Origin of the sequence: Streptomyces sp. CA-251387 (genome assembly GCF_050936625.1) — a bacterium.
Classification (GTDB): Bacteria; Actinomycetota; Actinomycetes; order Streptomycetales; family Streptomycetaceae; genus Streptomyces.
Map to the genome: position 1 here is coordinate 3,743,273 of NZ_JBNJMJ010000001.1, position 20,467 is coordinate 3,763,739.

The 20,467-nt window shown below is 70.8% G+C and carries 15 protein-coding genes and 1 other RNA gene; 5 read left to right on the forward strand and 11 right to left on the reverse strand.

The features are described from left to right. Positions 1–70: 70 nt before the first annotated feature. The 7 genes from ACQEV2_RS16625 to ftsE form a co-directional block, all read right to left on the reverse strand. Entirely contained in the window at positions 71–1,021 is a 951-nt protein-coding gene (locus ACQEV2_RS16625; RefSeq protein ID WP_433041281.1) for a hypothetical protein, read from the reverse strand. Continuing rightward, entirely contained in the window at positions 1,021–1,536 is a 516-nt protein-coding gene (locus tag ACQEV2_RS16630) for a hypothetical protein (RefSeq protein WP_433041284.1), read from the reverse strand. The genes ACQEV2_RS16625 and ACQEV2_RS16630 overlap by 1 nt, the downstream gene beginning before the upstream one ends. Positions 1,537–2,076: 540 nt before the next feature. Continuing rightward, positions 2,077–2,445: a transfer-messenger RNA gene (ssrA, locus tag ACQEV2_RS16635) on the reverse strand. A gap of 114 nt (positions 2,446–2,559) precedes the next feature. Then, positions 2,560–3,102 (reverse strand): SsrA-binding protein SmpB, encoded by a 543-nt coding sequence (smpB, locus tag ACQEV2_RS16640; protein WP_433054494.1) that lies wholly within the window; start codon positions 3,100–3,102, stop codon positions 2,560–2,562. A gap of 83 nt (positions 3,103–3,185) precedes the next feature. Continuing rightward, positions 3,186–4,352, reverse strand: a complete 1,167-nt coding sequence (locus ACQEV2_RS16645; RefSeq protein ID WP_433041287.1) for a S41 family peptidase — start codon at positions 4,350–4,352, stop codon at positions 3,186–3,188. 67 nt (positions 4,353–4,419) lie between these two features. Beyond that, on the reverse strand, positions 4,420–5,337 hold the full coding sequence (gene ftsX / locus ACQEV2_RS16650) for a permease-like cell division protein FtsX (RefSeq protein WP_433041290.1): 918 nt from the start codon (positions 5,335–5,337) through the stop codon (positions 4,420–4,422). A gap of 38 nt (positions 5,338–5,375) precedes the next feature. Next, entirely contained in the window at positions 5,376–6,065 is a 690-nt protein-coding gene (ftsE, locus tag ACQEV2_RS16655; protein WP_004000799.1) for a cell division ATP-binding protein FtsE, read from the reverse strand. Positions 6,066–6,326: 261 nt separating this feature from the next. Here ftsE and ACQEV2_RS16660 point away from each other — a divergent pair, with 261 nt between their 5' ends. Then, a complete protein-coding gene (locus ACQEV2_RS16660; protein ID WP_433041294.1) occupies positions 6,327–6,518 on the forward strand; it encodes a hypothetical protein in 192 nt (63 codons plus the stop codon). 105 nt (positions 6,519–6,623) lie between these two features. Here ACQEV2_RS16660 and ACQEV2_RS16665 read toward each other — a convergent pair whose 3' ends face one another. The 4 genes from ACQEV2_RS16665 to ACQEV2_RS16680 form a co-directional block, all read right to left on the reverse strand. Further along, complete coding sequence (locus ACQEV2_RS16665) at positions 6,624–7,238, reverse strand: LPXTG cell wall anchor domain-containing protein (RefSeq protein WP_433041297.1); 615 nt, start codon at positions 7,236–7,238, stop codon at positions 6,624–6,626. A gap of 290 nt (positions 7,239–7,528) precedes the next feature. Further along, positions 7,529–8,635, reverse strand: coding sequence for a peptide chain release factor 2 (gene prfB, locus ACQEV2_RS16670; protein ID WP_433041300.1), 1,107 nt, complete (start codon positions 8,633–8,635; stop codon positions 7,529–7,531). Positions 8,636–9,008: 373 nt separating this feature from the next. Beyond that, on the reverse strand, positions 9,009–10,250 hold the full coding sequence (locus tag ACQEV2_RS16675; protein WP_433041303.1) for a serine/threonine-protein kinase: 1,242 nt from the start codon (positions 10,248–10,250) through the stop codon (positions 9,009–9,011). A gap of 124 nt (positions 10,251–10,374) precedes the next feature. Continuing rightward, positions 10,375–12,063: a protein kinase domain-containing protein gene (locus tag ACQEV2_RS16680; protein WP_433041306.1), complete on the reverse strand. Its 1,689-nt coding sequence runs from the start codon at positions 12,061–12,063 to the stop codon at positions 10,375–10,377. Between the two features lie 363 nt (positions 12,064–12,426). On the opposite strand from ACQEV2_RS16680, the gene ACQEV2_RS16685 reads away from it, so the two are divergent. The 4 genes from ACQEV2_RS16685 to ACQEV2_RS16700 all read left to right on the forward strand — a co-directional run bounded on the left by ACQEV2_RS16685 (position 12,427) and on the right by ACQEV2_RS16700 (position 20,410). After that, a complete protein-coding gene (locus ACQEV2_RS16685; protein WP_433054497.1) occupies positions 12,427–16,461 on the forward strand; it encodes an FHA domain-containing protein in 4,035 nt (1,344 codons plus the stop codon). A 307-nt stretch (positions 16,462–16,768) separates the two neighbouring features. After that, positions 16,769–18,148 (forward strand): ABC transporter substrate-binding protein, encoded by a 1,380-nt coding sequence (locus ACQEV2_RS16690; RefSeq protein WP_433041309.1) that lies wholly within the window; start codon positions 16,769–16,771, stop codon positions 18,146–18,148. A gap of 4 nt (positions 18,149–18,152) precedes the next feature. Then, complete coding sequence (locus ACQEV2_RS16695) at positions 18,153–19,499, forward strand: carbohydrate ABC transporter permease (protein WP_433041312.1); 1,347 nt, start codon at positions 18,153–18,155, stop codon at positions 19,497–19,499. After that, positions 19,496–20,410 carry a carbohydrate ABC transporter permease gene (locus ACQEV2_RS16700; RefSeq protein WP_433041315.1) on the forward strand — a complete coding sequence of 305 codons (915 nt, stop codon included), beginning with the start codon at positions 19,496–19,498 and terminating at the stop codon, positions 20,408–20,410. The genes ACQEV2_RS16695 and ACQEV2_RS16700 overlap by 4 nt, the downstream gene beginning before the upstream one ends. Positions 20,411–20,467 lie beyond the last annotated feature (57 nt).

Consider the following 20,467-nt stretch of genomic DNA (forward strand, 5'->3'; position numbering starts at 1 on the left):
AGCGGTGTCACAGATCACTCTTGAGCGCCTTGTAACGGGCATACCGCTCCTCGGGCGGCACCCGGGGCGGTTACTTCGCGGCGTCGGCGAGGACAGCCCGAGCCTTCTCCACCATCGCGGCGTTGCCGGCCTTCTCCGCCGTCAGTTCCTTGGCGTGCTCGCGGACCTGCTCCTCCTGGTAGGCCGTCTCGGCTTGGTGCCAAGCACCCACCAAGTTGGAGGCCTTCTTGCAGTCCACGGTGTCGGTCGCCAACTCCACCTCGTCCGCACTCGGTTTGAGGCCCGGCGTCTTCGGTGTCGCGAACCTGGCTTCCGCGTCGGTGGGCGCCTTGACCTGGTGCCCGCGGTCGGCCATGCAGGACGACCAGGCCGTGAACGCGGTCTTCACCGCCGGCTTGTCCCGGGTGGCCTCCAGTGACTCTCCGGCCAGGTCTCCGGCGATATCGGTCAAGAACAGCACCCCGACCTTCTCGTTCGCTTCGGGGATGCAGGTCTCGTTCATCGCCTCGTCCCAGCCCTGGACGGAGGATTCCTTGTCCTGTCGGGCCAGTTCAGCCTCCTCCGCCGCTTCGTCGTCGCTGCTCTGCATGTCCTGCTCGACGGCGAAGCCGAGCCGGGCGGCCTTCGCGGGATCGGTGATGCCGTAGCGGCGCTCCATGTTCATCTCGTTGTAGGAGACGGCAGGTTCCAGCCCCATGGGTTTGGGCGTGTAGGAGAAACCGAGGCGCTCCATGCACGCCGACTTGACCACGTCCTTGGCGTTCTCCACGTCCACGATGTCGGGGTAGCCGAGCATGTAGTCCTCAAGCGGCAGCCGCATCCCCTTCGCGAGGCCGGAGGCCACCTCCTGCTGGGGCCAGGTGGCTCGGACCTTGGCATCGGGAAGCTGCATCCCCTGCACTGTCGTCTTGCTCCGGCTGCCGACATCGGCGGACTCGTCTGCGGGCTCGGCTCCGCAGGCCGCGGTGAAGGCGAGAGCGGCGGCGGTAACGGTGAGCACGAGCGTGCGGGTGTGTCGCATCAGGCATACCTCTTGTGTGCGCCGTTGTGGTTCTTGATGCCGGAGCCGAGATTGCGGGCGTAGCCGTCCGCCTTCGGATACCACTTGTTCTGGCCTCCGTAGCCGGTCTCGGAGTACACCGCGTACGCGGCGTACGGGTCCTGATTCCACGCGGACGCGGCGTTGTGGTAGACGCCCTGACCGTCACCTGTGGGGTCGCACGGGTGGTACATGCCGCCGTAGGCGTCGGAGGGGAAGGAGCGGAAGACCCAGCGGACGTAGGAGGCGCCGTTGGGCGAGTAGCCGTAATGGTCGGACCTGGAACGATTGGTGGCCAGGCAGGCGCTTCTGGACTGGGTCGTCGTCTCCGAACGTGAGTTGTAGTGGATGCGGAAGCACTTCTTGTTCCCGCTGGACGAGCAGTCGTCGCCCACGTAGGACGTTGCAGCCTGCGCGGATGAGGCGCCGGTGAGCAGGGCGGCGCAGGCGGCGGCGACGGTCAGGGCTGCTGTGGCGGAGGCTCGTGTGCGGTCCAAAAGAATTCCCCCTCGTGCTGGCAGAGCCGGGCGGGGAGACTCGCAGTGATGCTGTGTGTGCCGATCCCCCCGTGCATGGTCGTGCGCATCCGGCATGTGGTTTGGTCTGGACCTGCCGGACAGCGCAAGCACTGTAGACACAAAGTCACCAGAAGTAGCAAGAAGATCCGAGTGACTGACCAAAATCCGACGGTCCGGCGAAAGGCACATACACGCGCGACAGCCTGTGCGTTTCCCGTGAACCGGAACCCGGGCGGCGTCCCGTGCGTGGCTGACAACTGTCGTTGACTACCGGATCAAGACCGAGCAACCGCACCGGCCACCAACGACCCGGCTTGCAAGGCTGCCGAGAAAGCGGCTACCGGCACCGTATCGATGCCCTGGTCGAGCCAGATGCCGTCACTCCAGGTCGAAGTGGCAGAGACAGTGGAGGCGCCGTTCTAGGGGTGAGTCATCCTCGAAACCGACCCGCCGCGACACGCGTCGCAGACGACAAAGGCCCCGCCACCCGAAGGTGACGAGGCCTTGCCCACATGGGGTAAGTGGAGATGGCGGGAATCGAACCCGCGTCCAACGGTGCAGAATCAGGGCTTCTCCGTGTGCAGTTCGCTGTGATTTTCTCGGCCCCGGCGATCACGCGAACAAGTCGCCGACGGGCCCAGTCACTGTTTGGTTTCCCTTTTCACCCCGTGACCGGGATCAAGGTTTAGTTCCCTAGCTGATGCCAGGATCCGGGTCGGGAACAGCCCCGGGCTGACACTTCGCAAGTCGCTACTTAGGCAGCGAGGGCGAAGGAATCGCGCTTGGTGTTGGCGATTATTTTTTGCGACATATGGTTTACGAGATCATTGCCGCTTCCTCGACACGCTTCCCCTGCTTCGACAGCCGCTGTCGAAACCGATCATCCCCATGTGCTTTTTTCAATCCCCACCGCAAAGATCCGGCGAGGGGCGCGCACCCTCTGTGAGGTGCAGTGCCATCGTACGTGACCAACGCACGCCGATGCCACTGTATTCTCGCCCGTCAGGCGCTGCGCTGCCGCCGCTTCGCCGCCGCGATCGCCCGGTCGGACTCCCGCCGGTCCTGCTTCTCCCGCAGGGTCTGGCGCTTGTCGTACTCCTTCTTGCCTCGCGCGAGAGCGATCTCGGCCTTCGCGCGACCGTCCTTGAAGTAGATGGCGAGGGGCACGATGGTGTGACCCGTCTCCTGGGACTTGGCCTCCAGCTTGTCGATCTCCTCGCGGTGCAGGAGGAGCTTGCGCTTGCGGCGCGCGGAGTGGTTGGTCCAGCTGCCCTGGTGATACTCGGGGATGTGGGCGTTGTGCAGCCACGCCTCACCCCGGTCGATCTGGACGAAGCCGTCGGTCAGCGAGGTCCGTCCCTCACGCAGCGACTTGACCTCGGTGCCCATGAGGACGAGGCCGGCCTCATAGGTGTCGATGATCGCGTAGTCGTGCCGGGCCTTCTTGTTCTGGGCGACGATCTTGCGCTTGCCGCCCTTCTCGCCGTCCCTGGCCTTCGCGGCCGCCCCGCCCTGCTTGGGCTGGGACTCCTTGGGTACGTACATTCCCTTGCTCATAGTGCCGTCCATTTTCGCACTACGGAGGGGGTGCGCGGAAAGCCGATTTACGAGCGGAGAACCGAACCCACCTACGACTCGCCCAGACCGCTCAGGACCGTCTCGGCCCGCTCCAGGACCTGCTGGTCGGCCTCCAGGTCCGGCGTGATCCCCGTGCCGTCGACGGTCCGTCCGGAGGGCGTGCGGTAGTGGCCGACGGTCAGCTCGGCGACGGAGCCGTCGGGGAGGCGGCTCGGCATCTGGACCGAGCCCTTGCCGAAGGTGCGGGTGCCGACGACGACCGCGCGGCCGCGGTCCTGGAGGGCGCCGGTGAGCAGTTCGGCGGCGCTCATCGTGCCGCCGTCGACGAGCGCGACCAGGGGTCTTGCGGTGTCGCCGCCGGGCTCGGCGTGCAGGGCGAGCTGCTCGCCGTCGACGTCGTACGTGGCGACGAGGCCGCCGTCGAGGAAGGCGGAGGCGGCGGTGACGGCCTCGGTGACCAGGCCGCCGGAGTTGCCGCGCAGGTCGAGGACGATGCCGGCGTCGGGCGGGGCCTGCCGTACGGCGGTGCGGACGGTGTCGCCGGAGCCCTTGGTGAAGGAGGCGATCCTGATGACGGTGATGCCGTCGGCGAGTTCTCGAACGGTGACCGAGTCGGTGGACAGACGGGCCCGGCGCAACGTGAGATCCCACGCGCGCGTGCCGCGCTCCAGGGCCAGCTTGACCGGCGTACCCGCGGGCGCGTCCGTGGCGTCACCGCGTAGTAAGGCGACGACCTCGGTGACCGGACGCCCGTCGACCTTCTCTCCGTCGACGCTGCGCAGCCGGTCGCCCGCGCGGATCCCGGCGGCCGCGGCGGGCGACCCCGCCCGCACCTTGGTCACTTCGATACGGCCGTCCCGCTCGCGCCGCGCCCACAGCCCGACGCCGGTGTACTCGCCGTCGAGGGCCTCCTCGAACTCCTCGTACTCGCCCTCGGAGTAGACGGCGCCCCACCGGTCCCCGCTGCGGCTGACCGCGCGTTCGGCGGCCTCCACGGGGGACTGGCCGGCGGCCATGGCCTCGGCGGCCGCCTCGGCGACGTCCTCATGGTGGTCGGCGGAGGTGGCGGGCCGGGCCTCGCCGGCCGGGGATTTCCGGTCAGGGCCGGGCAGGGCTCCGGTCGCGGCACCGGCGACCAGCACGCTCGCGAAGACCAATGTCAGGGCGGCCCCGCGGCCGAAGCGGCGGGGCTGACAGAACAGGTCACGACCTGACATGCCGGTGAGTCTAGGACAACGCAAGGGGCCGTACGGTCCGTTGCCCGTACGGCCCCCTTGGCGTTGGTCACACCTTCAGATACTTGCGCAGCGCGAAGAACGCCGCCAACGCGGGCATCAGCAGACTCGTCGCCAGGATGAGCGGCAGCTTCGTCAACACCGCGTCCCAGCCGATGAAGTTGATCAGGTTCAGTTTCTCCGACAGGGCCAGGCCGTGGTCGATGATGAAGTACCGGGCGATCACCAGGAAGGCGCAGGCGACCGTCCCGCCGATGAGCCCGGCGACCGCGGCCTCCATGATGAACGGCGCCTGGATGTAGAAGCCCGAGGCGCCGACCAGGCGCATGATCCCGGTCTCACGCCGCCGGCTGAAGGCCGAGACACGCACGGTGTTGACGATCAGCATCAGCGCCACGACGAGCATGAGCGCCATGACCGCCCGGGCGGCCCAGTTCATGCCGTTGAGCAGCCCGAAGAGGTTGTCCAGGATGCCCTTCTGGTCCTGCACGGACTGCACCCCGTCGCGGCCGTCGAAGGCGGTCGCGATGACCTGGTACTTCTCCGGGTCCTTCAGCTTGATCCGGTACGACTCCTGCATCTGGTCCGGCGTGAGCGAGGCGGCCAGCGGGGAGTCGCCGAACTGCTCCTTGTAGTGCTTGTACGCCTGGTCCTGCGACTCGTACGTCACCTTCTCGACGACCGACATCTTGTCCAGGTCGGCGAGGATCTCCTTCTTCTGGTCCTCGGTGACCGCGCCCTTGGCGCAGTTGGGGTCGGACTCGGCGTCGCTCTTGTTGCAGAGGAAGACCGAGACGTTGACCTTGTCGTACCAGTAGCCCTTCATGGTGTTGACCTGGTCGCTCATCAGGAGCGACCCGCCGAACAGGGCGAGCGACAGGGCGACGGAGACGATGACGGCGAACGTCATCGTCAGATTGCGGCGGAGACCGACACCGATCTCGGACAGAACGAACTGGGCGCGCATGGCGTCTGGTTAAGCCTTTCCGTGGAGCGTGTCGGCGGTCAGTGCTGGTAGCCGTAGACGCCGCGCGCCTGGTCGCGGACGAGGCGGCCCTTCTCCAGCTCGATGACGCGCTTGCGCATCTGGTCCACGATGTTCTGGTCGTGCGTGGCCATCACCACAGTCGTGCCCGTCCGGTTGATCCGGTCGAGCAGCTTCATGATGCCGACGGAGGTCTGCGGGTCGAGGTTGCCGGTGGGCTCGTCAGCGATCAGCAGCTTGGGCCGGTTGACGAAGGCCCGCGCGATGGCGACACGCTGCTGCTCACCACCGGACAGCTCACCGGGCATCCGGTCCTCTTTCCCGCCGAGCCCGACGAGGTCGAGCACCTGCGGCACGGACTTGCGGATCTCGCCGCGCGACTTGCCGATGACCTCCTGCGCGAAGGCCACGTTCTCCGCGACCGTCTTGTTCGGCAGGAGCCGGAAGTCCTGGAACACGGTCCCCAGCTGGCGGCGCATCTGCGGCACCTTCCAGTTGGAGAGGCGCGCGAGGTCCTTGCCCAGGACGTGCACCTGACCGTGGCTGCACCGCTCCTCGCGGAGGATCAGCCGCAGGAAGGTGGACTTTCCGGAGCCGGAGGACCCCACGAGGAACACGAACTCGCCCTTCTCCACTTCCAGGGACACATCCCTGAGGGCGGGGCGGGTCTGCTTGGGGTAGACCTTGGAGACATTGTCGAATCGGATCACGGATGCACCACGGGTCGCCGGGGGTAGATGAGCGTGACCATACGCGAACCGGGGCCGGGGGCGCAGTCGCCAGGATGGGTTGCGTAAGCCTTGTGCATGTTTATGCCGGTTCTGCTTCTTGAGGACTCTCGATGAACCCCCTCCACCCCCTTCGGAGCGAACCGCGCGGCACTGCGAGGAACCTGGCACAGTAGGGAAGGGAACGTTTGCCGACCTTCGGGCGTTCTCCCAGTGGAACGCAAGGGCTAGGAGGGCGAGCACATGACGTACGACCGGCTGGTGTGCGCGAACTGTGCCGCGCCCGTGAGTGAAGGCCGCTGCCCCGTGTGCAGGGCGAACCGCGAGCGGCTGCAGCAGGAGAACCCGTTCGCGCCGCTGAACCCGATGACGCTGATCGCCCTGCTGGTGATCCTCATCGCAGCGGTGGCCCTGCTGGCGCACCAGACGGCATAGGTCGGCGCGAACGCCGTAGGCATGGGCGAGGGGCCCGGAGCGAAACGCGCTCCGGGCCCCTCGGCCGTACCACATGCGTCACACAGCGTGACCGGACGGCCGCCGTCAGGCAGCCGCACCGCCACGGCCGCCCACGAGGCGCGGCAGGATACGGAAGCCGATACCGCCGGCGATCATCGTGGCGGCGCCGACCAGCAGGAACGTGGTCTGAGCCGCACCGGTCTCGGCGAGCTCGTCACCGCCGCCCTGGGCCGACGTGCTGGTGCCCGTGCCGGTGCTGTCCGTGTTGGTCTCGGTGAGGGAGGACGAGCCCTCCTCCTGCGGGGAGGTGCCGCCGTCGGGGTCGGTGTTGCTGTTGCCCCCGCCGTTGTTCCCGTTCCCGTTCCCGTTCCCGTTGCCGTTGTCGTCACCCGGGGTGGTGGGGTCGACGGTCGGGTCGTCCGTGGGGTCCGTCGGCTCGGTCGGCTCGACCGTCGGGTCCGTCGGGATCGTGGGCGTGTCGGTCGGGATGTCCGTCGGGATGTCGGTGGGGATGTCGGTCGGCGGGTCGGTGGGCGCGGGCGGGTCGGTCGGGTCCTCGTCCCCGCACAGGAGACCGAACAGGCAGGGCTCCTCCGTCTCGGCGGCAGATGCGGCACCCGCAGCGGTCAGCGAGGCACCAGCCGCGATCACGGCGCCGGCTGCGAGCCGCGCGATACGGATCCGCGTCTTCTTCGTCATGTGGTTGCTACCCCCAGTAGCTGAATCGTCAGTGAGGCGGCGCTCGGGGGCCGTGATCGACGGGGGTAGCGAACTTGAGCCCCCCGGTTCACATGCGCCCCAGAGATACGCATGCCACGCTTTACCCTTCCCATTTTTCAAGAGCACGTCAAGGCCGTTTGCGTGCGCCATGTCCAAATACGGGGGCTATGCCGGGCGTTGGACCCTGTGAGTGTGATGTAAAACCCAGACATGCAGGCACAGAAAAGGCAACTGCCGCCGGAGTGGCGGCAGTTGCCTTGTCGACAAAGTTACTTCTCTTGCTGCTTGCGCCAGCGAATTCCGGCTTCGAGGAATCCGTCGATCTCACCGTTGAACACGGCCTCGGGGTTGCCGACTTCGAACTCGGTGCGCAGGTCCTTGACCATCTGGTACGGGTGCAGGACGTACGAACGCATCTGGTTGCCCCAGGAGTTGCCGCCGTCGCCCTTCAGGGCGTCCATCTTGGCCTGCTCCTCCTGCCGGCGCCGCTCGAGGAGCTTGGCCTGGAGGACGTTCATCGCGGTGGCCTTGTTCTGGATCTGCGACCGCTCGTTCTGGCAGGAGACGACGATGCCGGTGGGGAGGTGGGTGATGCGCACCGCCGAGTCGGTCGTGTTGACGCCCTGGCCGCCGGGGCCCGAGGACCGGTAGACATCGATGCGCAGCTCGGACTCGTCGATCTCGACGTGGTCGGACTGCTCGACGACGGGGAGGACCTCGACGCCCGCGAAGGAGGTCTGGCGGCGCCCCTGGTTGTCGAAGGGCGAGATGCGCACGAGGCGGTGGGTGCCCTGCTCGACGGAGAGGGTGCCGTAGGCGTACGGCGCCTGCACGGAGAAGGTGGTCGACTTGATGCCGGCCTCTTCCGCGTACGACGTCTCGATGAGCTCGGTCTTGTAGCCCTTCTGCTCCGCCCAGCGCAGGTACATGCGCTGCAGCCGCTCGGCGAAGTCGGCGGCGTCGACGCCACCGGCTTCCGCACGGATGTTGACGAGCGCCTCGCGGGAGTCGTACTCCCCGCTGAGCAGCGTCCGCACCTCCATCTCGTCCAGCGCCTTGCGGACGGCGGCGAGCTCGGACTCGGCCTCGGCACGGGTGTCCGGGTCGTCCTCCTCCTCGGCCATCTCGAACAGCACGGCGAGATCGTCGATCCGCGAGCGCAGGGCCTCGGCCTTCCTCACCTCCGCCTGGAGGTGGGAGAGCTTGCTGGTGATCTTCTGCGCCTCGTCCGGGTTGTCCCACAGGGACGGCGCGGCCGCCTGCTCCTCGAGCACGGCGATGTCTGCCCTCAGCTTGTCGAGGTCCAGAACGGCCTCGATCGACTCCATGGTCGAGGAGAGGGACTTGAGCTCTTCGGATACATCGACGACTGCCACGCCTCCAGCGTAACGGCTCCGCCAAGCGGGGAGGCCCGGCGACCGTGGCCTACGGGGGCGCCCGGCGTCACCGGCGGCCCGCCAGGGGCTTCACCTGGGGCTCCGCCCCGGGCCCCGCTGACGCTTCGCCCGCGCCGCGGTGGCTGATGCCGCCTGCGCGACCAACGGCAGTCGAGGGCTGGTCGCGCAGTTCCCCGCGCCCCTTTCGGGGCGACGTCGGCCCAGGCATTCCAGCCCGTCTGGGGGTGCCCCCTCTGGGGGACGAGGCCCTTTCAGGGCCGACGGGGGTCCAGGGGGCGGAGCCCCTGGCGGGGCCGAAGGGGCGGAGCCCCTTCAGGATGGGAATGGGCAGGGGCGGCGGGGGCGAGGAAAGCTAGGGCGTTGCCGGGGCCGAGTTGTTCGTGTCCTGGGGGGTCGCCCCGGCGTCGTCGTCCGACGTGGCCAGCCACGTGCCCACCCCGGCCGCAGCCACCAGCGCCACCGCCGCCGCCCCCAACGCCACCCGGCGCCTGCGCGTCACGGCCCGATGCCGCGCCGAACCCGGCCGCGGCGCACCCGCCGCCCTCGGCACCCGGGCCGTACCCCGCGCGCCCCCGGCCAGCTCGTCGGGCCCCGGCACCCTCATCGACGTATGCGTGTCACGGTTGGAGTCGGCAGGCTTCGCCCCCGGCACCAGGGGCACCGCACCCCGCCGCCGCAGCCGCTCCCCCACCGGCGCCGCGTCCTCGGCGACCGGAGCCTCTTCTTCCGCCGGCTCCACATCCGGCTCGTCCACGTCCAGCGGGGGCATCCCGGCCACCAGCGGCAGCAGCTCCCGCAGCCGCGCCCCCAGCTCCGACGCCCGCAACCGCGAGGCAGGGGCCTTGGCAAGGCACTGCACGATCAGTTGCCACAGCTCGTCGGGGATGCCGGGGAGCGGGGCCACCCTCTCCGTGACGTGGCGGCGGAGCACCGCCCCGGGGTGGCCGCCACCGAACGGCGTGAAGCCTGCCAGCAACTCGTACAGGACCGTGGCGAGGGCGTAGATGTCGACCGCCGCCCTGGGCGGCAGGCCCTCGACGATCTCCGGCGCCAGATAGTCCGGCGTCCCGATGATCTTCGTGGCGCGGGTACGCCGCGGTGAGTCGATGAGCTTCGCCACACCGAAGTCGGTCAGCAGCGCCGGATGGGAGCCGCCCGGTCCGAGCGGGCCCTGCATGTCCAGCAGGACGTTCTCCGGCTTCACGTCCCGGTGCACGACCCCGGCCGCATGCGCCGCCGCCAGCCCGTCCGCGACGTCCGCCACGATCGCCACCGCCGCCTCGGGCGCGAGCCGCCGGTCGCGGTCGAGGCGGGTGCGCAGGTCCGTGCCGCGGACCAGGTCCATGACCAGGGCGAGGTCGTTGCCGTCCACGACCAGGTCGCGGACGGACACCACGTTCGGGTGCTCCAGGCCGAGCAGCGCGGTCCGCTCCTGCACGAAGCGTCCTACGAGCTCCTGGTCGGACGCGAGATCCTCGCGCAGCAGCTTGATGGCGACGGGCCCGTCGGGCCCCTCACCCAGCCACACCGTGCCGGCGCTGCCCCGCCCCAGAATCTGGTTGGCGGTGTACCGGCTGCCGATCTTCCGTGCCAAGACTGCTCCTACAGACGCGTGTTGTCGCTAAAGCTACGCGCCCGAGGAGCCAACCTTCACCGCCGAGACGGAAATCACCCGTCAGGTGTCGACAAATCCCCAGACTCACGGTCCGGGTGCCGGGTCACTTGCCCAGCTCGCCCAGTTTTCCGATCCACCCGCCCACGGTGTCGATCATGTCGGTCAGCTGCTGCCAATAGCTCTTGGTCGTGCCGATCCACTCCTGCAGAGGGCTCAGCTCCCAGACGAGCCAGCCCGCGACGAACAGGATGACGATCATGAACAGGCACCCCTTCAGACAGCCGAGCCCGGGGATCCGCATCGGGTTGGCGCTGCGCTGCCGCGGCGGACGCGGCTCGCGCTGGGGCCGCTGCGGCTCCGGCGCGGGCGGCGGGGCGTACCGCTGCGGCTGGGGGCGCTGGGGCTGCGGCGGGGCGTACTGCTGGGGCTGCCCCTGCGGGTAGCCGTACCCGGGCTGCTGACGCTGCGGAGGCCGCTGCTGCTGGGGGCGCGGCTGCTGCTGCGGGCGGGCGACCTGCCGCTGGGGGCGACGGCGCAGCGGGTCCTCGTTGGGGTCGAGGTACTGGACCTGCGTCTGCTCGTTGCGGTCCCGGGCCGCGCGCAGCTGGTTCTGCCAGGGGTGCGGGTCCTCGGGGCCGGGCTGCCCCGGCTGCTGTCCGGGCTGTCCCGGCGGCATCGGCGGCATGACGGCCGTCGGGTCGGCGGCGCCGCGCCCGCCCGGACCGCCCGTGTTCGGCAGTACGGCGGTGGGGTCGGCGGCGCCCGCCGGGCCGGGGGCGCCGGTGTGCGGCAGGACGCTGGTCGCGGCGTTCGGGTCGAACGAGCCCGCGCCGTGCGGCAGCACCTGCGTCGGGTCGGCCGAGCCGGGCACGGTCGCCGGCGCGGGGTCGGGGGCGAGCAGCGCGCCGACGCCCTCGGCCGCGGCGATCTGCGCCGAGTTCGCGTGCACGCCGATGCCCTCGGCGACGACGCGCAGACCACGGGCGAGGTTCTCGGCGCTGGGCCGTTCGTCGGGGTTCTTGCGCAGGCAGCGTTCTATGACCGTCCACAGCGGGTCGGGGACCGTGGAGGGGCGGCGCGGCTCGGCGCTCAGGTGCTGGTGCAGCACCTCCAGGGCGGAGCCCCCGCCGAACGGCGGGCGGCCGGTGACCAGCTCGTACAACAAGATCCCGGCGCCGTAGATGTCCACGGCCGACGTCTGCGGGCGGCCCTCGGCGGACTCGGGCGCGACGTACGCGGGCGTGCCGACGAACTCGTGGGTGCGGGTCAGGCCCGGGGAGTCGGCGAGGCGGGCGATGCCGAAGTCGGTCAGCAGCGGGTGCATCTGACCGCCGTTCTGCTGGAGCAGGACGTTGGCGGGCTTGAGGTCGCGGTGGACGACGCCGTCGGCGTGGCTGGCGGCGAGCGCGTCGGCGATCTGCGCGGTGAGCAGGGCCGCGGCCACCGGGGTGAAGGGGCCGTTCTCGCGCAGGTAGCGGTGCAGGTCGGGGCCCTCGACGAGGTCCATGACCAGGGCCAGCAGCTCACCCTCGACGACCAGGTCGCGGACCCGGACGATGTTCGGGTGGGTCAGCCGGAGCAGGACGGACCGCTCGCGCAGGAACCGCATGACGATGTCCGCGTCGCTGGCGAGCTCCTCCTTGAGGACCTTGATCGCGACGGTCTCGCCGGGCTGCCCCGCCACTGCCGCCTCGGCGCCCGCGGTCTCCCGCTGGCGGGCCCGCCAGACGGTCCCCGTGGCACCGCGCCCGAGCGGCTCCTCGAGGATGTACTTGCTGCCTACCGGCCGCACGTCGCGCTCCCTGCTGCTTGCCTACGTTCCGACCCACTGTAGTGCCGTGCCCCCGGGCACCGGCCTGTCGTCATTCTGTGCGTCTTACGTACGGCTTCCCGTACATGTTCGAAGGAAAGACGCTCGGCTCAGTCTCGTGGTTGCCGCAAGCGGACGTGACCGATCTCAAGCGATCGCCGGCAGGTCAACTGTCAGGCACTTTTGCGGGCAGAGCCGACCAATCAAGATCACTTGCCTCCGGGCGGGGGGCGCGTTGTCAGTGGCAGGTGCGAGGATGCGTGAAGTACGTGGAGTACTGGCCGATGTGCTCGTGTGGGGTGGGGGGAGTCCGCCGCGCCCGCGCAGAAGGGACCGCTGACGCCGATGCAGATCCGGCTGACCGTCGTAGACCCGCTGGCCCCGGCTGCCCCCGCGCGGGGCCGCGCCGCGAGCTGCGACGTGCTGGTCACGGCGCCCGCGGGCACGGCTCTGGCCGCAGTGGCGTCGGCACTCGCCTCCGCGGTGTCGGGGGGCGACGGCCCGGTCGTGCTGTACGCGGGCACGGAGCGGCTCGACGACCGCCGCAGCACACTCGGCGAGCCCCCGCTGATCGACGGCGCCGTGCTGTCCCTGGGCGCCCCGGCGGCGCCCGAGCCGCACCCCGAGCTGGACGACGCCCCGACCCAGCTCCATGTCGTGGCCGGCCCGGACGCGGGCGGCGTCCATCTTCTGCACGGCGGTGAGATCCGCATCGGCCGCTCCGCCGACGCCGACGTCCCGCTCGACGACCCGGACGTGTCCCGGCTGCACTGCGCGGTCACGGTCTCCGCGGACGGCCGCGTCTCGGTCGCCGACCTCGGCTCCACGAACGGCACGACGCTGGACGGCTCCGGCGTGACCACCCGCCCGGTGCGGTTCGCGCCGGGGGCGCTGCTGCGGATCGGCGAGTCGACGCTGCGGCTGGCTCCGGCCGGGGGCCCGGGGGCGCGGGTGCGGACGGAGCCGGACGGGGAGGGGCATGTACGGGTCCCTGCCGGGGACGGCCGGGGAGGCGACCCCCGCCCCGGGGGCGAGGGCCCGGCGGTGCCCGCGCCGCGCGACTCGGCCGTCCCCCACGCGCGCGCGAGGGACGGCAGCAACGCATCCACCGCCTCTGGAGGCCTGTCGGCCGCTCAGGAACACGGCCCCGTCGAGCCGCCCATCGTGCCGGTTCAGGGCGGGGCACCGCGGATCGAACGGCACGGCGGGTCCGAACTGCCGCCTCCGGGACCTCGCGGAGGCGACACGCACGGCGCGGGCTTCGGGGTGGGCGCACTCGACGCGGGTGGCGAGGGCCATGCCGCCACCGGCGCCGGCCACCCGTCGAGCGACGGCGGCGGCACCCCCGCGGGCGGCGGCAGCCGTAAAGGCACCCCGCTGCGGGGCACCGACGTACCGCCGGGCGTGCGCAGGCGGGGAGGGCTCACGGCATGGGCGCGGCGGCTGACCGGCGGGCGCGCGGAGCAGGGCGCGGCCCGGCGGGGGACGTACGACGACGGCGAGCGGACCGAGGCGACCGAGCCTCGCTCGGCGACGAACGGTCCCCGGCTGCCGGAGGCCTGGCCGGACCCCGCGTCGCTGCTGCTGACGGCCCTGGGACCCGGGCCCCGCCTGTGGGAGCGCGCGCCGGGTCACCCGGAGGCGCTGACGGTGCGGCTCGGCACGGCGGACCGGGCGGCGCCCGACGGCTCGGGGCTGCTGCCCGCGGTGCCGGTGACCGCCGATCTGCGGGAGGTCGGGGCGCTGGGTCTGGCCGGTCCGCGCGAGCGGCTCGCCGGGCTGGCCCGCGCGGTGATCGCCCAGCTCGCCGCGCTGCACTCGCCCGACGCGCTGGAAATCGTTCTGATCAGTGCGGACCGCTCCCGCCCCTTGGAGGAGCGCACCGCCGAGTGGGCCTGGCTGGGCTGGCTCCCGCACATCCGCCCGGGACACGGCCAGGACTGCCGCCTCCTGCTGGCCTACGACCGCGAACAGGCCACGGCCCGCGTGGAGGAGCTGCTGCGACGCCTGGAGGACGTGGCGCACGAGGCGCGGGGCGGGACTGCCGGGGGCAGGCCTGTCGGTACGGGGTCCGGCGGGGCAGCGCCCACCGGCCCCGGGTCTGCCGCCGCCGCGGCGCGCGATTCGGCGCATGGCTCGGCCGGCACGGCGTCGGCTGTCGCTGCCCAGGGCTCGGCACAGTCGTCCCACGGCCCGGGTACGGCCCACCTCGAGTCCGTCGGCCAGGTCCAGGCGCGAGGTGCCGTTCGGCGGCCCTCGTGGGCGCGGGACGACGATCCGGCCGACGGGGCGGACGGTTTCCCGGGGCCGTACAGCGTGGTCGTCGTGGACGGTGATCCCGGGGGCGCCGACGTGCGCGAGGCGATGGCGCGGCTGGCCCTGGAGGGGCCGCGGGCCGGGATCCACGTCGTGTGCCTGGCCGAGACGGCCGCGGCGTCGCCCGCGTCGCCGGTGACGGAGACCTACGAGGCGGCGTGCACGGTGTCGCCGGTATTCCGGGAGTGCGGCGCGGTCGCCCTGCTGAGCGGCGATGTGGCGACGGCACTGCGGCTGATGCGGGTGGCACGGGCCGGGGTGGTCACGAGGAACGGTGCCGGTACGGCTGCGGGAGCGGCGGCAGCGGCGAGTGAGGGATCGGTCGCCGGCGCGCGGGCCAGGACTGGAGCAGCCGGACAATCGAGGGCGGCGGATTCAGCGCGAGCCGGGGGCGGAGCCGGAGCCGCCGGGGGCGGAGCGGAGACCTTCCCGCGCCTGGCGGACGGATCCCGGCGCGGGGCGGACGCATCCCGCGCGGACGTCGGCGGCGGACGTGGCTCCGCGGCTCACGACGCGGTTGGCCACAGCTCAGTGGCAGGCGGCTCAGCCGGGCACTTCCCGGTCGACCAGGGCACAGTCGCGCACGGCCCCGTCGACCACCAGCCCATCGCGCACACCGCGGCCGAACCCAGCCCGGCCGGGCACGGCACCGCCGGAAACGGCCCTTCCGCCGCCCCCACGCACGGCCCCGTCGGCCACGGCACCGTGGCCACGGTGGACGCCGTCTCCCTGGCCTGGGCGGAGCGGTTCGCGCGGGCTCTGGCGCCGCTGCGGACCGAGGGGACCGGTGGGGAGCGGCACGCGCGCGTCTCGGTGCCGTTGCCTCAGGCGGCCCGGCTGCTGGACGAGCTGGGGCTGGCGCGGGCCACACCGGCGTCGCTGATGGCGCGGTGGGCCGATGCCGGCGATGACAAGGAGGCCCTCGGCGGGCGGGCGTGTGCCGTGCTCGGGGCCGGGCCGCGCGGGCCGGTCGGCGTGGATCTCGGCGCCGACGGACCGCATCTGCTGATCGAAGGGCCGCCCGGCAGCGGACGTACGGAGCTGCTGCGGGCCGTCGTCGCCTCGCTCGCCGCGGCCGAGCGGCCGGACCGGCTGAGCGTGGTGCTGATCGACGGCCGGGACAGCACGGGCTCGGGCGGCGGTCACGGCGACGGACTACGCGTCTGTACGGACGTCCCGCATGTCACGACCCACCTCACCGCCAACGACCCCGTGCGCATGCGGGAGTTCGCCCAGTCGCTGAGCGCCGAGCTGAAGCGGCGCGCGGAGCTGCTCGGGCGGTCCGACTTCACCGAGTGGCACACGGGCCGTGAGCTGTCGGGCCGGATGGTCGCGCAGCGCGCGGCAGGGGCGGGGGTCGGCGTCCGAACTGGGGCGCGAGGAACCGGTGGTGTCAGTGGTGCCGGTGGCGCAACTGGTGGCGGTGCCACTGGAGCAAATGGTGCCGGTGGGGTCGGTGCCGGTGACCTCACGGGCGATCTCGACACACCGCCCAGCTCCACGATCCGGTTGCGGCCGGGGGCGGCCCGTCGGCAGGCCGAGGCCGTGCCGCCGTTGCCGCGGCTCGTCGTGGTCGTGGACGACCTGGACGCGCTGATCTCGCCCGCGCTGGGGTCGCCGGGCAGGCCCGCGGCGGGCTCGGTGATACGCGCGCTGGAGGCGGTGGCTCGGGAGGGCGAGCGGCTCGGGGTGCATCTGGTGGCCGCCGCGGGGATCGGGGGCCGTACGGCGGAGTCGGAGCCGGCCCGCAGGGCGACGCTACGGGTGACGCTGGACGCGGTGACGGTGGGGCCGGACGAGCCGGCGCCGGGTCGCGGGCGGCTGGCCTGGGCCGACGGCAGAACGGTGCCGTTCCAGGGCGGACGCGTCACGGGGCGCATTCCGCGGACGGCGACGCTGCGGCCCACGGTCGTGCCGTTGGAGTGGCACCGCATGGGCGATCCGCCGGCCCGACGTCCGGTCCGTGAGCTGGGCAACGGTCCTACGGACCTGGCGTTGCTGGCCAGTGCGCTGGAGAGAGCGGCGCGCGAGGTCGCGGCGGCCAAGGTGCCCTCGCTCCTGTAGTCCCGTCGGGTAGTCCCACCGGTCGGTCCCACCGGTCGGCCCCGCTGAGCGAAATTCAGCCCGTCCGGCGATTGAGGACGAGGCCGTTCAGGCCGATAGCGGGGTCTGGGGGCGCCGCCCCCAGGGACGCGAGCCACCGCACGGTCGCACGATCTCCGGCCCCACCGTCGGAGACGCTGGTCACGAGGCGGTCACGATCCCCCGCTTGACAGCGGACGCGGTCTTGCCGCCCCCAAAACCAGGGCGTAGACCAGATCGCACGGGACAGCGCTCGAACGTTCGACGAGGCACGAAGAACGGGGCAGTGATGCGCAGCACGAGCAGGAACCGGACAACCAGGGCCGCCAGGACCGCAGCAGCCGTATGCGCGGGAGCCCTCGCACTCTCGCTCACCGCTTGCGGAGGCGGCGACGACAACGACAGCGGCAACGAACAGGGCGGAAACGACCAGGAGACCGCGAGCACCGTCACCCTTCCCAAACTGAACGGCGAGTCCCTGGAGGTCGCCGCCGTATGGACCGGTGCCGAACAGGACAACTTCAAGAAAGTCCTCGCGGAGTTCGAGAAGCGTACGGGCGCCAAGGTGACCTTCGTCCCCGCTCAGGACCCCATCATCAACTTCCTCGGCTCGAAGGTCGCGGGCGGCCAGCCGCCGGACATCGCGATGCTTCCGCAGCCCGGCGCCATCAAGCAGGCCGTCGACAAGAAGTGGGCCAAGCCGATCGGCGCCGACGCGATCAAGGAGCTGCAGGAGAACTACTCCCAGGGCTGGCAGGACATCGGCAAGGTCGACAACAAGCAGTACGGCGTCTACTACAAGGCCGCCAACAAGTCCCTGATCTGGTACAACAACGCGGTCTTCGAGAACGCGGGGGCCACCGAGCCCAAGACGTGGGACGAGCTGCTCACCACCGCGCAGACGGTGTACGACTCCGGCGTCACCCCGTTCTCGGTGGGCGGTGCCGAGGGGTGGACCCTCACCGACTGGTTCGAGAACATCTATCTCTCGCAGGCCGGTCCCGAGAAGTACGACCAGCTGGCGAAGCACGAGATCAAGTGGACCGACCCGTCCGTGAAGGACGCGCTCACCACCCTCGCCCAGGTCTGGGGCAAGAAGGACTATGTGGCGGGCGGCGCGCAGGGCGCGCTGCAGACGGACTTCCCGGCGTCCGTCACCCAGGTCTTCACGGGCGGTGACCAGCCGAAGGCCGCCATGGTCTACGAGGGCGACTTCGCGCAGGTCAACATCACGCAGGCCAAGGCGGAGGTCGGCACGGACGCGAAGGTGTTCCCGTTCCCGGCCGTCGGTGACACCGCGCCCGTCGTCTCCGGCGGCGACGCGGCCGTCATCCTGCAGGACTCCAAGGCGGCGCAGGCCCTGGCCACCTGGCTGGCCTCCCCGGACGCGGCGACGATCCAGGCGAAGCTCGGCGGCTACCTCTCGCCGAACAAGAACGTGGAGAACTCGGCGTATCCGAACGACGTCCAGCGGAAGATCGCCAAGGCCCTCATCGACTCCGGCGACGACTTCCGCTTCGACATGTCCGACCAGGCCCCGCAGGCCTTCGGCGGCACGCCCGGCAAGGGCGAGTGGAAGGCTTTGCAGGACTTCCTGAAGAACCCGTCGGACATCGCGGGCACGCAGCAGAAGCTGGAAGCCGACGCGGCCGCGGCGTACGGAAACTGACGTCATGGCGTCGGCGGAAGCGGCAGGGGTCCCCGGGACCCCTGCCGCACCCAAGTCGCGCAAGAGTGTGACCGGCACGCGCTGGACGATGGCGGCGCTCTTCCTGCTGCCCGCTCTCGTGCTGCTCGGCGCGCTCGTGGTCTACCCGATCGGGTACTCGGTCGTCCGCAGTTTCTACGACCAGTCCGGCGACGGCTTCGCCGGATTCGACAACTACGAGGCCCTCTTCACCGACGAGGGCATCCGCACCGCCCTGAAGAACAACGTCATCTGGGTGGTGTTCGCTCCGACGATCGCCACCGCGCTCGGTCTGATCTTCGCGGTGCTGACCGAACGGGTGAGCTGGGGTACGGCGTTCAAGCTGGTCGTCTTCATGCCGATGGCGATCTCGATGCTCGCGGCGGGCATCATCTTCCGGCTCGTCTACGACCAGGACCCGGACAAGGGCGTCGCGAACGCGGTGTGGGTCGGCGTCCACGACACCTTCGCGCAGGCGTCGGCGTTCCCGAAGGCCCACCCGGGGCGTGAGTCGCCCCTCGAAGCGGCACCGGGCGGCGCTTTCATCACCAAGGCCACCGTCAACGCCGGCACCCCGGTCACCCTGCCCCTGGTCGGCGTCGCCCCCGACCAGATGCCGGGCGATGCCAAGAAGGCCGTAGAGGCGCAGGCCGAGCCGGGGAAGGTCACCGGCACCACCTGGCAGGACTTCACGCGCGGCAAGGGCGTCGGCACGCTGGGCGGTGTCGACGCGGCCGAGCTGGGATACGCCGGGATGAAGATCGAGGCCGTCAAGGACGGCAAGGTCGTGGCCTCCACGAAGGCGGCCGACGACGGCACGTTCACGCTGCCGGCCGCCGCCGACGGGGCCCAACTCCGGCTGCCCGCCAGTAACTTCAAGGAGGCGTACAACGGGCTCGACTGGCTCGGCCCGTCCCTGGTCACGCCGGCCATCATCGGGTCGTACATCTGGATGTGGGCCGGTTTCGCGATGGTGCTCATCGCGGCCGGGCTCGCGGGCATCCCCCGCGATCTGCTGGAGGCGGCGCGGGTCGACGGCGCCAACGAGTGGCAGGTGTTCCGCAGGGTCACGGTGCCGCTGCTGGCGCCCGTCCTCGCGGTCGTCGCCGTCACCCTGATGATCAACGTCCTGAAGATCTTCGACCTGGTCTTCATCATCGCCCCGGGCTCCTCCCAGGACGACGCGAACGTCCTCGCGCTGGAGCTGTACCGCAAGGGCTTCTCCGAGGACCAGCCGGGCATCGCCAGCGCGATCGCGGTGTTCCTGCTGCTGCTCGTGATCCCGGTGATGTGGTTCAACGTGCGTAGGCTGCGGCGGGAGGTGCGGCGATGACTACCGACGCCGGCAGGGTCGGCAAGGCGGCGCCCGAGCCACTCACCATGGTCAAGGGCAAGCAGTCCCTCGGTGCCCGGCTCGCCTCCTTCGTCAGCGGCGGAGTGGTGCGGGTGTTCCTGATCGTCGTCGGCCTGTTCTGGCTGGTCCCGACGATCGGTCTGCTGCTGTCCTCCCTCCGCCCGCCGGAGGAGATGACCGCGAGCGGGTGGTGGGAGGTCTTCAGCAAACCGTCCCAACTCACCTTCGACAGCTACGACAAGCTCCTGAGCAACAGCGACATCACCGACTCGATCTTCAACACCGTGCTGATCACGGTCCCGGCGACGGTCCTGGTCGTCGTGATCGGCTCGCTCGCGGGCTACGCGTTCGCGTGGATGGAGTTCCCGGGCCGCGACTGGTGGTTCCTGGGCGTGGTCGGCCTGCTGGTCGTGCCCGTCCAGGTGGCACTGATCCCGATCGCCGAACTCTTCGGCAACATCGGCATCTTCGGCTCCCTGACCGGCGTGATCCTCTTCCACGTCGGCTTCGGGCTGCCGTTCGCGGTGTTCCTGCTGCGGAACTTCTTCGCGGAGATCCCGAGGGAGCTGCTGGAGGCGGCCCGCCTGGACGGCGCCGGTGAACTGCGCCTGTTCTTCCGGGTCGTGATGCCGCTCGGCGGGCCGGCGATCGCCGCGCTCGGCATCTTCCAGTTCCTGTGGGTGTGGAACGACATGCTGGTCGCGCTGATCTTCACGGACGCCGACAGCCAGCCGATCACTGTCGCCCTGCAGACGCAGGTACGGCAGTTCGGCAACAACATCGACGTCCTGGCGCCCGGCGCGTTCATCTCCATGGTGATCCCGCTGGTCGTGTTCTTCGCGTTCCAGCGGCAGTTCGTGTCCGGCGTGATGGCGGGTGCGGTCAAGTAGCAGCCACCGCACCACACTTGAGGGGGCGGGCCGTCATCGGCCCGCTCCTTTCCGTTC